Origin of the sequence: Pseudomonas entomophila (genome assembly GCF_013523125.1) — a bacterium.
GTDB classification, from domain to species: Bacteria; Pseudomonadota; Gammaproteobacteria; order Pseudomonadales; family Pseudomonadaceae; genus Aquipseudomonas; species Aquipseudomonas entomophila_B.
Genome location: NZ_JAAMQJ010000018.1, coordinates 53,726 through 68,522, shown reverse-complemented (window position 1 = coordinate 68,522; position 14,797 = coordinate 53,726). Strand labels below are relative to the sequence as shown.

Genomic DNA, 14,797 nt, shown 5'->3' with positions numbered 1-14,797 from the left:
CGGCCACCTTGGCGCCTGCATCGCCGGCAGACCAGCTTGTCTTGTAGGCATACCATGGTGGAGCAGGCTGTTGCAGCTTCCTGGGAAGTGCTGTGTAGTTCTTTCGAGCCAGAGGTGGGCCTTTCAACGTCTTTGGAAAAGCCCCAAGACAAGGTCATGCATTGCACCCATTCATCGGCAGGATACAGAGACGCGCAGCCCTCCTGTGGGAGCGGGCTTGCCCGCGATAGCGTCAGGTCCATCACCGCCTGCATCGCGGGCAAGCCCGCTCCCACACAGGGGGCGAATCGCTCTGCCAGATCAACAATGTGGTCCACACCGTGTTAGGCAAAGATGTTGAAAGGCATGGCCCGCAGGGCCCACAAAGTCAGCCAGCGCTGTCGCACCCCCTCACGGCTTGCGCTTGAAGTTCTCGGCCGCTGCGGCGGCCAGGTCCGGGGGCAGGAAATCGCGGTCGGGGTTGTAGTCGGGCTTGAGGAAACCGCTCAGCTCTTGCAGGTCCCGTGGGCTCAAGGTGCCTGCCGCCTGCTTCAGGCGCAGGTTGTCGAGGATGTAGTCGTAGCGGCTGTTGTTGTAGTCGCGTACCGAGGCGTAGAGCTGGCGCTGGGCGTCGAGCACGTCGACGATGTTGCGGGTGCCCACCTGATAACCGATTTCGGTCGCTTCCACGGCGCTCTGGTTGGAGATGATCGACTGCTTGCGCGCCTTGACCTGCTCGACGTCGGTATTGACCGCGCGGTGCAGGTTGCGGGTGTTCTCCACCACCTGACGGCGCTGGCCTTCGCGCTGCTGCTCGGCCTGCACCAGACGCTGGTAGGCCTCGCGCACCTGGGAGCTGGTCAGGCCGCCGCTGTAGATCGGGATGTTCACTTGCAGCCCGATGCTGGTCTGTTCGACGTCGCCGCCGTAGGTCACGCCGGGCAGGGGCGAGGGGTTGCTGAAGCCCAGGTTGTCGTTGTCACCCTTCTGGTAGCGCGCCACGGCGTCCACGGTCGGGGCATGCCCGGCCTTGCGCTGGCGTACGGTCTCTTCAGCGGCGTCCACGGCGTGGTTGGTGGCCAGCAGGGTCAGGTTCTGCCGGGCGGCCGTATCGACCCAGACCTGCGCATCGTTGGGGGTCGGCACGCTCACCGGCAGGCTGTGCACTACCCCCTGCAACGCCAGGTAATCGCGGTTGGTCAGGGTCACCAAGGCCTGGAAGGCGTCCTGCACCTGGCGCTCGGCCAGGATCCGGTTGGCCCGCGCCGTGTCGTAGCTGGCCTGGGCCTGCAGCACGTCGGTCTTGTCCGTCAGGCCGACGTCGAAACGGCCGTTGGACTGGTCCAGCTGGCGCTTGAAGGCCGCTTCCTCGGCCTTGGTCGAGGCCAGGTTGTCCTGGGCACGCAGCACGGCGAAGTAGCGTTCGGCGGTTTGCAGGATCAGGTTCTGCTCGGTGGCCGACAGCTCCAGCGCCGCCTGCTCGTTGACCGCTTCGGCGGCCTGCAACTGGAACCAGCGGTCGGCGCGGAAGATCGGCTGCGACAGGGTCGCGCTCCAGGTGTTGCCGCTGCGGTTGGCGATATAGGCCGGCTGGTCCACCTTGGTCCGGGTGCTCAGCACCTCGGCGCCGCCGGAGAGGATGGGCAGCAGTCCGGCACGGGCCTGGGGCACCACCTCGCGCCGCGCGCCATAGTCGGCCCGCGCAGCGGCCAGGTCGGCGTTGTTGAGCACCGCCTCCTGGTACACGCTGACCAGGTCGGTCTTCACCGTCATGGACGCCGGTGCTGCCCAGGCCATTGCAGGGGATGCACAGGACACGGCAATGGCCAGTGAAAGTTTGCGCAGCATAGGGCAGTCCTTGAACGGTGACGGTTTCTGGGCGGGCGGTCCGGCGTGAGCGCCAGTGTAGTGGGGCGCGCCCTGGGCAACAATCGACCATGCGCGCCGTCGATCATTCCCCATGGCGTGCGCCTGGCGTTGTCGGCCCGTGCAGTCTAGACTGCGCGTGTTCTTGTCGGGGTGCCTCGAATCGGAGGCTGAGATCGGAGAGTTCCGGATCCCGTTGAACCTGATCAGGTTAGCGCCTGCGTAGGGAACAAGATTTCTCGCCATCCCGGCGAATCTCTTGTGCCAGGTCCGGGATGTCTCCATGGCTCGTTCGAGCCTCGGCACGTCACGTATCGGCACAGCGCCCACTATGGGTGCGTCCGCGTCCGCTCAGGTTCTTCCCCCGACATCCATCCGCCAGGAACATGTCCGGGAGCCTTTGATGAGCAGACAAGAAAAAACGATCAACCTCAGCGAATCGGCGCGCGTCGACCAGCAGTCCGTGCAGCCCTTCACCCGTTCGCGCAAGGTCTACGTCCAGGGCTCGCGCCCGGACATCCGCGTGCCCATGCGCGAGATCAGCCTGGACGACACGCCGACCGACTTCGGCGGCGAGGCCAATGCACCGGTGCTGGTCTACGACACCTCCGGCCCCTACACCGACCCCGAGGTGACCATCGACGTGCGCCGTGGCCTGGCCGATGTGCGCTCCGGGTGGATCGATGCGCGGGGCGACACCGAGCGCCTGGCGGGGCTGAGTTCCGACTTCGGCCAGCAGCGCCTGGCGGACGAGGACCTGACCCGGCTGCGCTTCGCCCACGTGCGCCATCCACGTCGCGCCAAGGCCGGCGCCAACGTCAGCCAGATGCACTACGCCCGCCAGGGCATCATCACCGCCGAGATGGAATACGTCGCCCTGCGCGAGAACATGAAGCTGCAGGAGGCCCACGCCGCCGGGCTGCTCACGCAGCAGCACGCCGGGCACAGCTTCGGCGCCAGCATTCCCAAGGCCATCACTGCCGAGTTCGTGCGCGAGGAGATCGCCCGTGGGCGGGCGATCATCCCGGCCAACATCAATCACACCGAGCTGGAGCCGATGATCATCGGCCGCAATTTCCTGGTGAAGATCAACGGCAACATCGGCAACAGCGCTCTGGGTTCGTCCATCGAGGAAGAGGTGGCCAAGCTCACCTGGGGCATCCGCTGGGGCTCGGACACGGTGATGGACCTGTCCACCGGCAAGCACATCCACGAGACCCGCGAGTGGATCATCCGCAACTCGCCGGTACCGATCGGCACCGTGCCGATCTATCAGGCCCTGGAAAAGGTCAATGGCGTGGCCGAGGACCTGACCTGGGAGCTGTTCCGCGACACGCTGATCGAGCAGGCCGAGCAGGGCGTGGACTACTTCACCATCCACGCCGGCGTGCTGCTGCGCTACGTGCCACTGACCGCCAAGCGGGTCACTGGCATCGTCAGCCGCGGTGGCTCGATCATGGCCAAGTGGTGCCTGGCCCATCACCAGGAGAACTTCCTCTACACCCACTTCGAGGACATCTGCGAGATCATGAAGGCCTACGACGTCAGCTTCTCGCTGGGCGATGGCCTGCGTCCCGGCTCGATCGCCGACGCCAACGACGAGGCCCAGTTCGGCGAACTGGAAACCCTCGGCGAGCTGACCAAGATCGCCTGGAAGCATGACGTACAGTGCATGATCGAAGGCCCCGGCCACGTGCCGATGCAACTGATCAAGGAGAACATGGACAAGCAGCTCGAATGCTGCGACGAGGCGCCGTTCTATACCCTGGGCCCGCTGACCACCGACATCGCGCCAGGCTACGACCACATCACCTCCGGCATCGGCGCGGCGATGATCGGCTGGTTCGGCTGCGCCATGCTCTGCTACGTCACGCCCAAGGAGCACCTGGGCCTGCCGAACAAGGACGACGTCAAGACCGGCATCATCACCTACAAGATCGCCGCCCATGCCGCCGACCTGGCCAAGGGGCATCCGGGTGCACAGATCCGCGACAACGCCCTGTCCAAGGCGCGTTTCGAGTTCCGCTGGGAAGACCAGTTCAACCTCGGCCTGGACCCGGACACCGCGCGCGCCTTCCACGACGAGACGCTGCCCAAGGAGTCGGCCAAGGTCGCGCACTTCTGCTCGATGTGCGGGCCGAAGTTCTGTTCGATGAAGATCACCCAGGAGGTGCGCGAGTACGCGGCCAACCAGCGGATCGAGACGGTCGACGTGGCGGTCGAGGAAGGCCTGCGCGAGCAGGCCGAGCGCTTCCGCCAGACCGGTAGCCAGCTGTACCAGAAGGTCTGACCGCCGCCGCGCGCGCCCGTCGCTCTTCCAGGGCGGGCGCGCCACGCTCCATCGCGGGTCCTCGACGGGCCCGTGCTCATCCCTCGAAGCGAGCCTGTACCGTGATCACGCCCAGTCCGTTTTCCCCTGATCGTCCCGTTCCCTTGGACCGCCGCCCGTTCGGCGCCCGCGACCTGTTCGCCCTGTGGTTTTCCCTCGGCACCGGCCTGATGGTGCTGCAGGTCGGTGCGCTGCTGGCGCCGGGCCTGGGCCTGGCCGGCGCCTTGCTGGCGATCGTCGTCGGCACCGCCGTCGGGGTGCTGCTGCTGGCGGCCGCCGGTGTGGTCGGCACCGACACCGGCCTGTCGGCGATGGCTTCGCTGCGCCTGAGCCTGGGGCGCCATGGCGTTCGGCTGCCTGCGCTGTTGAACGTGTTGCAGCTGATCGGCTGGGGCGCGTTCGAACTCATCGTCATGCGTGATGCGGCAAGCCTGCTGGGCACGCGCGCCTTTGGCGAGGCCAGCCTCTGGAGCAGCCCCGTGCTCTGGACGCTGTGCTTCGGCGCGCTGGCCACGCTGCTGGCCGTCTGCGGCCCGCTGGCCTTCGTGCGCAAGATCCTGCGTACCTGGGGCATCTGGCTGCTGCTGGGCGCCTGCCTGTGGCTGACCTGGAACCTGTTCGCCCGCGCCGACCTGGCCGCGATCTGGGCACGTGCCGGCGATGGCTCGATGCCCCTGGCCGTAGGCATCGACATCGCCATCGCCATGCCGCTGTCGTGGCTGCCCCTGATCGCCGACTATTCGCGCTTCGGCCAGCAGGCCGGCCGGGTCTTCGCCGGCACGGCGCTGGGCTACCTGCTCGGCAACGGCTGGCTGATGAGCCTGGGCGTGGCCTATACCCTGGCGTTCGCCACGGCGGGCGAGGCCAATGCGCTGCTGCTGGCGCTGGCCGGGGCTGGCCTGGGCATCCCGCTGCTGTTGATCCTGCTCGACGAGTCGGAAAACGCCTTCGCCGACATCCACTCGGCAGCGGTGTCCAGCGGCCTGCTGCTGGGCCTGAAGGTCGAGCACCTGGTGCTGGCCATCGGCGCGCTGTGCATCTTGATCGCCTGCCTGGCACCGCTGGCGCAGTACGAGCACTTCCTGCTGTTGATCGGCTCGGTGTTCGCCCCGTTGTTCGGCGTGGTGCTGACCGATCACTTCCTGGTTCGGCGCCGACGGCTGCCGGCGGTGGTCGGCGACCTGCACGGCACGGCGCTGGTGGCCTGGATCGCCGGGGTGGCGGTCTATCACCTGCTGGCCCAGCTGGCGCCGGACGTGGGCGCGACCCTGCCCGCCGTGGTGGTGGCAGGGGCGCTGCATGGGCTGGCGCGTCTCAGCCGCGGCCGGGGAACAGCTCCGGCTTGAGCACGCCGTTCAGGCGCGGGTAGGGGATCTTCAGTTCGATGTGGCCCATGGCGTAGGGCGCGATGGCATAGACTTCGTACTTGAGGATCACCGCGCCGTAGGTCAGGGCGATGTGCGGGGTCTGGCGGAAGGGCCAGGTCTTGACGAACTCCGGGTCCTTGTCCATGCCGGTGCTGATCAGCCAGGCACGGTGGGACTCCTCGGCGGTCTTCCAGAACGTCGCTTCCTGGCCCGGCACCAGCATGTCCTGCAGGGTCAGGACCTTGTCCAGCTTGCGCGAGTAGTTGATGAAGCCACGTCCCGGCATGCCGTGGGCGCCGCCGCTGTCCAGGTAGCTGGACAGCTCGATGATCACCAGCCCGTCATGCTGCTCGCGTACCTTGGCCTGCAGGTAGCTGCTGTTGCGCTTCTCGGCGCTGGCCAGGTAGGCCGCTTCGTAGGCCTGGAGCGAGGTGGGCGCGGTGCCGTTCTGGTTGTCTTCGGTCAGCGCCAGCAGGCGACGCTCGACGATGGCGTCGAGCGTGGGCAGCGTCGGGAAGTGCACCACATCGATGTTCACCAGCGGGCAATCACGCTCGTTGCACCCCGGCTTGACGTGCTCCCACGCCTCGCGCTTGGTCTCCAGCGGGGCCCGGTAGTTGGGTTCGAACAGGCTCTGGCAAGCGCCCAGCGCCAGGGCCAGCACGGCTACGGAAGTCAGTTTGACCAGCGTCATGTGGATCCTTGCAAGACAAAGGTAGATCGGCCTTCGACCGTCGGCACGGCCTTCGGTTCGGCACTAAGCTAACAGAGCGTCACCTGGCTGTCGTGCGCCGCCGCGATTGGCGGAAAGGGATGAAACCCGTCGAGGCGCAGAGTAGGATGGCGCGATGCGGTAACTGAGGTAAACGAGGTCATACATGTCAGAATCGTTGAATTCGATGCCCCGGACGGTCGAGATCGTCAAGCGGGACACGTGCTACCAGGGTTTCTATCGGCTGGACAAGGTGCACCTGCGCCACGAGCTGTTCGCCGGCGGCCTGGGTCGCGAAATCAGCCGCGAGCTGTTCGTGCGCCATGACGCCGTGTGCGTGCTGCCCTACGATCCGCAGCGCGACGAAGTGGTGCTGATCGAGCAGTTTCGCGTCGGCGCCCTGGACAAGACGCAGAACCCTTGGTTGATCGAGCTGGTCGCCGGTTTGATCGACAAGGACGAGCAGCCCGAGGAAGTCGCCCACCGAGAAGCCGAGGAAGAAGCCGGTCTGACGTTCTCCGCGCTGTGGCCGATGACGCGCTATTTCCCGTCTCCAGGCGGCAGCGACGAGTTCGTGCACCTGTTCCTGGGGCGCTGCGACAGCGAAGGCGCCGGCGGCCTGCATGGGCTGGAAGCAGAGGGCGAGGACATCCGCGTCAAGGTCTGGTCGTTCGAGGACGCCCTGCAGGCCGTGCGTGACGGGCGCATTGCCAACGCTGCCAGCATCATCGCGATCCAGTGGCTGGCGCTCAACCGTGACGAAGTCAGGGGGCTGTGGTCGTGAGCCCGCTGCGCGAACGCTACCGCGTCGATCTGGTCGGCCTGCAGGCCGCCTGCGAGGCCAACTATGCGCGGCTGATGCAGCTGCTGCCGACCATGCGCGAGGGTGTGGGCTCGCGGCGCATCGGCATGACCCAGGGCGACCAGATGCTCGGCGTGCTGGTGCTCGACGTGGTGCTCGCCTGCCCCTACACCACCACGCTGCGGGTGCGCCAGGAGCACAGCCTGCCCTGGCTGCCGGTGCCGCAGCTCGAGGTGCAGGTCTACCACGACGCGCAGATGGCCGAAGTCATCAGTGCCGAACATGCACGACGCCTGCGCAGCATCTACCCTTACCCCAACGATGCCATGCATCAACCCGATGAAAAGGCCCAGCTCAACCTGTTCCTGGGCGAATGGTTGAGCCACTGCCTGGCCTGCGGCCACGAGCTCGAAGCGGTACGCTGAGCCTGCAGGGTGCGCCTCCTGCGCCCGCCACCTGTCATCATTCGTTCGCTGCCCGCCGTGAGGAGACGGTCCCGTGTCGCCATCCGATGCTTCACAACACAGCGCGCCCGTGCGCGTGGTGCAGTTGACCGACCCGCACCTGTTCGCCAGCCCGGACAAGACCTTGCTGGGGGTCAATACCCGGGACAGCTTGCGCCATGTGGCCGAGCAGGTGCGGCGCGAACACCCCGAGCTCGACGTGCTGCTTTGCACCGGCGACCTGTCCCAGGATGGCAGCGCGGCGTCCTACCAGGCGTTCGAGGAGGCCACCGCCACCCTGGCCGCCCGGACACGCTGGCTGCCTGGCAACCACGACCGCCTCGAGACCATGGCGGCCGTGACCGAGGGCAGCGACCGCCTGCAGGCGGTGACCGATGTGGGCGGCTGGCGCATCGTCACCCTGGTGTCCACGGTACCGGGCGCGACCCATGGCTGGCTCGACGACACGCAGCTGGCGGTGCTGGAACAGGCTCTGGAGGACGCAGGGCAGCGGCATTGCCTGGTCTGCCTGCACCATCAGCCGGTGGACATCGGCTGTGCCTGGATGGCCCCCATCGGTCTGCGCAATGCCGAAGCGCTGTTCGCCTGCCTGCAGGGACGGGCCCAGGTGAAGGCGCTGCTCTGGGGGCACGTGCATCAGGCCTGCGACCGGACAGTGAACGGCCTGCGGCTGCTGGCCTCGCCGTCCACCTGCATCCAGTTCGCGCCGGCCAGCGAGGACTTCGTGGTGAACGAGGAACACCCTGGTTACCGCTGGTTGCACTTGTACCCGGATGGGCGGTTGGACACCGGCGTCGAGCGTGCGCGGGACTTCCGGGTGACGCTGGACCTCGACGGCCCCGGCTATTGAGCATGATGTAACACCCTCACGCTACGCCAACCTGGGTGAACAGGCTACACTGCGCGTCCCCGCGCCCGTCTCGACGGGCCTGTCGCCGCAGACCCCAGGAGCAGCATGTCGGCTTCGATCCTCTACATCCATGGTTTCAACAGCTCGCCGCTGTCGCGCAAGGCACGCCAGCTCGAGATGGCGATGGACCCGCTCGGGCTGGCCGAGCGGTTGCGCATCCCGGCCCTGCACCATCATCCGCGCCAGGCCATCGCCCAGCTCGAGGCAGCCATCGTCGCCCTCGGTCAGCCACTGCTGGTGGGCAGTTCGCTGGGCGGCTACTATGCCACCCATCTGGCCGAGCGCCATGGCCTCAAGGCCCTGCTGATCAACCCGGCGGTCGCGCCGCATCGGTTGTTCGACGGCTACCTCGGTACCCAACGCAACCTCTATACCGACGAGACCTGGGAACTGACCCTGGACCATGTGCAGGCCCTGGCCGAGCTGGAAGTGCCTGCGCCGTCTGCCGGCGAGCGCATCCAGGTCTGGCTGCAGACCGGCGACGAAACCCTCGACTACCGCCAGGCGCAACGCTACTACCAGGCCTGCGACCTGCGCATCGAGGTCGGCGGCGACCACGGCTTCCAAGGCTTCGCCCAGCGCCTGGACCAGGTCCTGGCCTTCGCGGGCATTGAACCGGAGCGCGACACGGCGCTCGATGTGTCGAGTTCCTGATTTTTTTGCATTCACCAGACTGACGACGAGAATCCATGGCCAATCCCAGCGCTAGCGCCTACAACGCAGACGCCATCGAGGTCCTCTCCGGCCTCGATCCGGTCCGCAAGCGACCGGGCATGTACACCGATACCAGTCGGCCCAACCACCTGGCCCAGGAAGTCATCGACAACAGCGTCGACGAAGCCCTGGCCGGGCACGCCCGCGCGATCCAGGTGATCCTGCACGCCGACCATTCCCTGGAAGTGTCCGACGACGGCCGCGGCATGCCCGTGGACATCCACCCCGAAGAAGGGGTGTCCGGGGTCGAGCTGATCCTCACCAAGCTGCACGCCGGCGGCAAGTTCTCCAACAAGAACTACCAGTTCTCCGGCGGCCTGCACGGGGTCGGCATCTCGGTGGTCAACGCCTTGTCCAGCCAGGTCCGGGTCCGCGTGAAGCGCGATGGCAACGAATACCAGATGAGCTTCGCCGACGGCTTCAAGGCCAGCGAGCTGCAGGTGGTCGGCACGGTCGGCAAGCGCAACACCGGCACCAGCGTGTATTTCGCGCCGGATCCCAAGTACTTCGACTCGCCCAAGTTCTCGGTGAGCCGCCTCAAGCACGTGCTCAAGGCCAAGGCGGTGCTGTGCCCCGGGCTTTCGATCAGCTTCGAGGACAAGGGCACCGGCGAGAAGGTCGAGTGGCATTACGAGGACGGCCTGCGCTCCTACCTGGTCGATGCGGTCAGCGAGCTCCAGCGCCTGCCCGACGAGCCGTTCTGCGGCAGCCTGGCCGGCAACAAGGAGGCCGTGGACTGGGCCTTGCTGTGGTTGCCCGAGGGCGGCGACAGCCTGCAGGAAAGCTACGTCAACCTGATCCCCACCGCCCAGGGCGGCACCCATGTGAACGGCCTGCGCCAGGGCCTGCTCGATGCCATGCGCGAGTTCTGCGAATTCCGCAACCTGCTGCCACGGGGCGTCAAGCTGGCGCCCGAAGACGTGTGGGAACGCATCGCCTTCGTGCTCTCGATGAAGATGCAGGACGCGCAGTTCTCCGGCCAGACCAAGGAACGCCTGTCGTCGCGCGAAGCGGCCGCGTTCGTCTCCGGCGTGGTCAAGGACGCGTTCAGCCTGTGGCTCAACGCCCACCCCGAACTGGGCCTGCAATTGGCCGAGCTGGCCATCAGCAACGCTGGGCGACGGCTCAAGGCCAGCAAGAAGGTCGAGCGCAAGCGCGTGACCCAGGGCCCGGCACTGCCGGGCAAGCTGGCCGACTGCGCCGGGCAGGACCCGATGCGCGCCGAGCTGTTCCTGGTCGAGGGCGACTCGGCCGGTGGCTCGGCCAAGCAGGCCCGTGACAAGGAGTTCCAGGCCATCCTGCCGTTGCGCGGCAAGATCCTCAACACCTGGGAAGTCGACGGGGGCGAGGTGCTGGCCAGCCAGGAGGTGCACAACATCGCCGTGGCCATCGGGGTCGACCCGGGCGCTACCGACCTGACCCAGCTGCGCTATGGCAAGGTCTGCATCCTCGCCGACGCCGACTCCGACGGCCTGCACATCGCCACGTTGCTGTGCGCGCTGTTCGTTCAGCATTTCCGCCCTCTGGTCGAGGCCGGTCATGTCTACGTGGCCATGCCACCGCTGTACCGCATCGACCTGGGCAAGGAGATCTACTACGCCCTGGACGAGGCCGAGCGCGACGGCCTCCTCGACCGGCTGGTGGCCGAGAAGAAGCGTGGTAAACCTCAGGTGACCCGCTTCAAGGGGTTGGGCGAGATGAACCCGCCGCAGCTGCGCGAGACCACCATGGACCCGAACACCCGGCGCCTCGTGCAACTGACCCTGGACGACCTGCAAGGCACGCGCGAGATCATGGACATGCTGCTGGCCAAGAAGCGTGCGGGCGACCGCAAGAGCTGGCTGGAGACCAAGGGCAACCTGGCCGAGGTCCTGGTGTGACCCGTGGCCTCCTGATCCTGGGCCTGGCCTGCCTGGCGTCGATGGCGATGCCCGTGCAGGCGCAGGTGTGGCCCGAGCTGGACTTCGTCGCCGAGCACCCCGTCGAGGGCATGCGCGGCGGCAACCTGTCAGGCCTGGCGCTGTGCCAGGGTCGGCTGTGGGCCGTGTCGGACCGCGACGACGACCAGATCTACCGGCTCGATACGCAGGTCGACACCTGGCAGGCCGAGGCGCGCACGTTCCAGGCGCCATCGGCGCCGGACAGCGGCTTGCCCTGGGGCTTGCAGTCGAGCACCTGGGCGGCCGCCTACCTGCGCGGGGGTGCCCTGGACTTCGAGGGCATCAGCTGCGACCAGCAGGGCACTGCCTATGTGGTCAGCGAGGCCCAGGCCAGCGTCCTGCGGGTACCGCCGACCGGTGAGGTCGAGTGGCTCAAGATCGATCCGGCCATGGTGCGTCAGGCGCGGGCCAGCGGGATGCTGCTGCACTTCAACGCCTTGTTCGAGGGGCTGGCGGTGAACCCGGCGGGCGACCGTCTGTGGCTGGCGGCCGAGCGTGAGCGGCGCGGGCTGGTGGCGTTGCACCGGCAGCAGGCGGTATGGACCTGCGTGGAGGGCTGCGTGCTGTTCAGCGAAGCGGGCAAGGCGCCTCCGCCGGTCCAGACGGGCCGGACGCGCCCCATCACGCGGGATTTCTCCGACCTGGCCTGGTTCGAGGGCAAGCTGTTCACCCTCGAGCGCAACGCCTACCGTATCTGCCGCCGCACACCTGCAAGCGGCGAGGTGGAACGCTGCTGGTCGTTCGCCGAGGGCGGGCTGGCCGAAGGCCGTCGCTATGACGAGCCCTACGGGCTGGCCGAGGCGCTGGTGATCGACCGTCAAGGGGCCTGGGTCGGCCTGGACAACAACAATGCCCGGCGTGCCGACGGGGAAACCCGGCCCATCGTCTGGCGCTTCGCCGCGCCCAAGGGCGGCTGGAGCGTCGCGCCGTGAGCACCCCACCCGGCAAGCGCGCGGGCAAGGTGCTGATGATCCTGGCCTGGGCGGCGGCGCTGTTCCTGGCCACCCGGTTCTTCGGTGCCTGGGAACAGCGCCAGCACAACCCCAACACCGAGGTGCGGTCGGCCCACGGGCCTGGCTTCGTCGAGGTGCGTCTGGTGGGCAACCATCAGGGCCACTTCGTCGTCGACGGCGCGATCAATGAGCAGCCCGTGCACTTCATGCTCGACACCGGCGCCACCGACGTGGCGATCCCCGAGCGCGTGGCCCGGCAGCTCGACCTCGAGCGCGGCGCGCCAGTGCTGGTCAGCACCGCCAACGGGCGCACCGAAGGCTATCGCACCCGCCTGAACAGCCTGCAGCTGGGCGACATCCGCCTGCAGGACGTGCGTGCGATGGTCGTGCCGGGCCTGGATGGCGATCAGATCCTGCTCGGCATGAGCGCCCTGAAACAACTTGAATTCACCCAGCGCAGCGGCACCTTGCTGCTGCGCCAGAACCTGAAATGACGAGGCCCGCATGAGCGACTCCCTGGAACTCAGTCTCGACGGCGTCGAGCGCCGCTCCCTGGCTGACTTCACTGAACAGGCCTACCTCAACTACTCCATGTACGTGATCATGGACCGCGCCCTGCCGCACATCGGCGATGGCCTGAAGCCTGTGCAACGGCGCATCGTCTACGCCATGAGCGAGCTGGGCCTGGATGCCGACGCCAAGCACAAGAAGTCCGCGCGCACCGTCGGCGACGTGCTCGGCAAGTTCCACCCGCACGGCGACTCGGCCTGCTACGAAGCCATGGTGCTGATGGCGCAGCCTTTCAGCTACCGCTACACGTTGGTCGACGGCCAGGGCAACTGGGGTGCACCGGACGATCCCAAATCGTTCGCCGCCATGCGCTACACGGAGGCGCGTCTGTCGCGCTACTCCGAAGTGCTGCTCGACGAAGTCGGCCAAGGCACCGTGGACTGGGTCCCGAACTTCGATGGCACCCTGCAGGAGCCGTCGGTCCTGCCGGCGCGCCTGCCCAACATCCTGCTCAATGGCACCACCGGCATCGCGGTCGGCATGGCCACCGACGTGCCGCCGCACAACCTGCGCGAAGTGGCCGCCGCCTGCGTACGGCTGCTGGACGAGCCGAAGGCGACGGTCGAGCAGCTGTGCGAGCACATCCAGGGGCCGGACTACCCGACCGAGGCGGAGATCATCACGCCACGGGCCGAGATGCTCAAGCTCTACGAGAGCGGTCGTGGCTCGATCCGCATGCGTGCGGTGTACCGGGTGGAGGAGGGCGACATCGTCGTCACGGCGCTGCCGCACCAGGTGTCCGGCGCCAAGGTGCTCGAGCAGATCGCCGCGCAGATGCAGGCCAAGAAACTGCCGATGGTCGCCGACCTGCGCGACGAATCGGACCACGAGAACCCGTGCCGCATCGTCATCATTCCGCGCTCCAACCGGGTCGATGCCCAGGAGCTGATGCAGCACCTGTTCGCTACCACCGACCTGGAGAGCACTTACCGGGTCAACGTCAACATCATCGGCCTGGACGGTCGCCCGCAGTTGAAGAACCTGCGTGCGCTGCTGCAGGAGTGGTTGCAGTTCCGCGTCAACACCGTGCGCCGGCGCCTGCAGTTCCGCCTGGACAAGGTCGAGCGGCGTCTGCACCTGCTCGAGGGCCTGCTCACCGCCTTCCTCAACCTGGATGAGGTGATCCACATCATCCGCACCGAGGACCACCCCAAGCAGGCGTTGATTGCCCGTTTCGGCCTGAGCGAAACCCAGGCCGACTACATTCTCGAGACGCGCCTGCGCCAGCTGGCACGCCTGGAAGAGATGAAGATCCGTGGTGAACAGGACGAACTGCTCAAGGAGCAGGCCAAGCTCCAGGGGCTGCTGGGCAGCGAAGCCAAGCTCAAGAAGCTGGTACGCAGCGAGCTGATCAAGGATGCCCAGACCTATGGCGACGACCGCCGTTCGCCGATCGTCGAGCGCGCCGAGGCCAAGGCCCTGTCGGAAAACGAGCTGATGCCGACCGAGCCGGTGACCGTGGTGCTTTCGGAGAAGGGCTGGGTGCGTTGCGCCAAGGGCCACGACATCGACGCCACCGGCCTGTCGTACAAGGCCGGGGATGGCTTCAAGGCTGCCGCGCCAGGGCGCTCGAACCAGTCGGCGGTGTTCATCGATTCGACCGGGCGAAGCTACTCGGTGGCGGCACATACGCTGCCCTCGGCCCGTGGTCAGGGTGAGCCGCTGACCGGGCGCCTCACGCCGCCGCCGGGGGCGAGCTTCGAATGCCTGCTGCTGCCGGAGGACGACGCGCTGTACGTGGTGGCTTCGGATGCGGGTTACGGCTTCGTGGTCAAGGGTGAGGATCTGCAGACCAAGAACAAGGCCGGCAAAGGGCTGCTCAGCCTGCCGGCCGGGGCCAAGGTGATCAGTCCACGTCCGGTACCCAACCGCGAGCAGGACTGGCTCGCTGCGGTGACCACCGAAGGGCGTCTGCTGGTGTTCAAGGTGGCCGACCTGCCGCAGCTGGGCAAGGGCAAGGGCAACAAGATCATCGGCATCCCGGGCGAGCGCGTGGCCAACCGCGAGGAGTACGTGACCGACCTGGCGGTGCTCGCCGACGGTGCGACCCTGGTGCTCAGCGCGGGCAAACGCACGCTGTCGCTCAAGGGGGCGGACCTCGATCACTACAAGGGCGAGCGTGGGCGGCGAGGCAACAAACTGCCGCGCGGTTTCCAGCGGGTCGACGCCCTGACGGTGGACTGACGCCACG

12 protein-coding genes and 1 riboswitch are annotated in these 14,797 nt (G+C 67.1%); of the genes, 10 read left to right on the top strand and 2 right to left on the bottom strand.

The features are described from left to right. Positions 1-390: 390 nt before the first annotated feature. Positions 391-1,827, bottom strand: coding sequence for a TolC family outer membrane protein (locus G7007_RS11620; RefSeq protein WP_181101891.1), 1,437 nt, complete (start codon positions 1,825-1,827; stop codon positions 391-393). A gap of 157 nt (positions 1,828-1,984) precedes the next feature. Then, positions 1,985-2,091, top strand: a riboswitch (TPP riboswitch). A 157-nt stretch (positions 2,092-2,248) separates the two neighbouring features. On the opposite strand from G7007_RS11620, the gene thiC reads away from it, so the two are divergent. Both thiC and cytX read left to right on the top strand, forming a co-directional pair. Then, entirely contained in the window at positions 2,249-4,135 is a 1,887-nt protein-coding gene (thiC, locus tag G7007_RS11615) for a phosphomethylpyrimidine synthase ThiC (RefSeq protein WP_181101889.1), read from the top strand. 101 nt (positions 4,136-4,236) lie between these two features. Next, positions 4,237-5,520, top strand: a complete 1,284-nt coding sequence (cytX, locus tag G7007_RS11610) for a putative hydroxymethylpyrimidine transporter CytX (RefSeq protein ID WP_181101887.1) — start codon at positions 4,237-4,239, stop codon at positions 5,518-5,520. Here the strand turns inward: cytX and G7007_RS11605 are convergent. Continuing rightward, positions 5,489-6,235, bottom strand: coding sequence for an RsiV family protein (locus tag G7007_RS11605; RefSeq protein ID WP_181101885.1), 747 nt, complete (start codon positions 6,233-6,235; stop codon positions 5,489-5,491). The genes cytX and G7007_RS11605 overlap by 32 nt on opposite strands. Positions 6,236-6,419: 184 nt before the next feature. Between G7007_RS11605 and G7007_RS11600 the strand changes: the two genes are divergently transcribed. The 8 genes from G7007_RS11600 (at position 6,420) to parC (ending at position 14,790) form a co-directional block, all read left to right on the top strand. Next, the gene (locus tag G7007_RS11600) at positions 6,420-7,037 is read left to right on the top strand and encodes an NUDIX domain-containing protein (protein WP_181101884.1); all 618 of its coding nucleotides are present in this window, start codon (positions 6,420-6,422) and stop codon (positions 7,035-7,037) included. After that, positions 7,028-7,480, top strand: coding sequence for a DUF1249 domain-containing protein (locus G7007_RS11595; protein ID WP_181101882.1), 453 nt, complete (start codon positions 7,028-7,030; stop codon positions 7,478-7,480). Before G7007_RS11600 ends, G7007_RS11595 begins: the two co-directional genes overlap by 10 nt. A gap of 73 nt (positions 7,481-7,553) precedes the next feature. Continuing rightward, positions 7,554-8,369, top strand: a complete 816-nt coding sequence (gene cpdA, locus G7007_RS11590) for a 3',5'-cyclic-AMP phosphodiesterase (RefSeq protein ID WP_181101880.1) — start codon at positions 7,554-7,556, stop codon at positions 8,367-8,369. A 105-nt stretch (positions 8,370-8,474) separates the two neighbouring features. Continuing rightward, the gene (locus G7007_RS11585; RefSeq protein WP_181101878.1) at positions 8,475-9,083 is read left to right on the top strand and encodes a YqiA/YcfP family alpha/beta fold hydrolase; all 609 of its coding nucleotides are present in this window, start codon (positions 8,475-8,477) and stop codon (positions 9,081-9,083) included. Between the two features lie 35 nt (positions 9,084-9,118). Beyond that, entirely contained in the window at positions 9,119-11,023 is a 1,905-nt protein-coding gene (gene parE / locus G7007_RS11580; RefSeq protein WP_181101876.1) for a DNA topoisomerase IV subunit B, read from the top strand. 47 nt (positions 11,024-11,070) lie between these two features. After that, positions 11,071-12,015, top strand: a complete 945-nt coding sequence (locus tag G7007_RS11575) for an esterase-like activity of phytase family protein (RefSeq protein WP_181101932.1) — start codon at positions 11,071-11,073, stop codon at positions 12,013-12,015. Further along, positions 12,012-12,530, top strand: coding sequence for a retropepsin-like aspartic protease family protein (locus G7007_RS11570; protein ID WP_181101874.1), 519 nt, complete (start codon positions 12,012-12,014; stop codon positions 12,528-12,530). The genes G7007_RS11575 and G7007_RS11570 overlap by 4 nt, the downstream gene beginning before the upstream one ends. 10 nt (positions 12,531-12,540) lie before the next feature. After that, positions 12,541-14,790 (top strand): DNA topoisomerase IV subunit A, encoded by a 2,250-nt coding sequence (gene parC / locus G7007_RS11565; RefSeq protein ID WP_181101872.1) that lies wholly within the window; start codon positions 12,541-12,543, stop codon positions 14,788-14,790. Positions 14,791-14,797 lie beyond the last annotated feature (7 nt).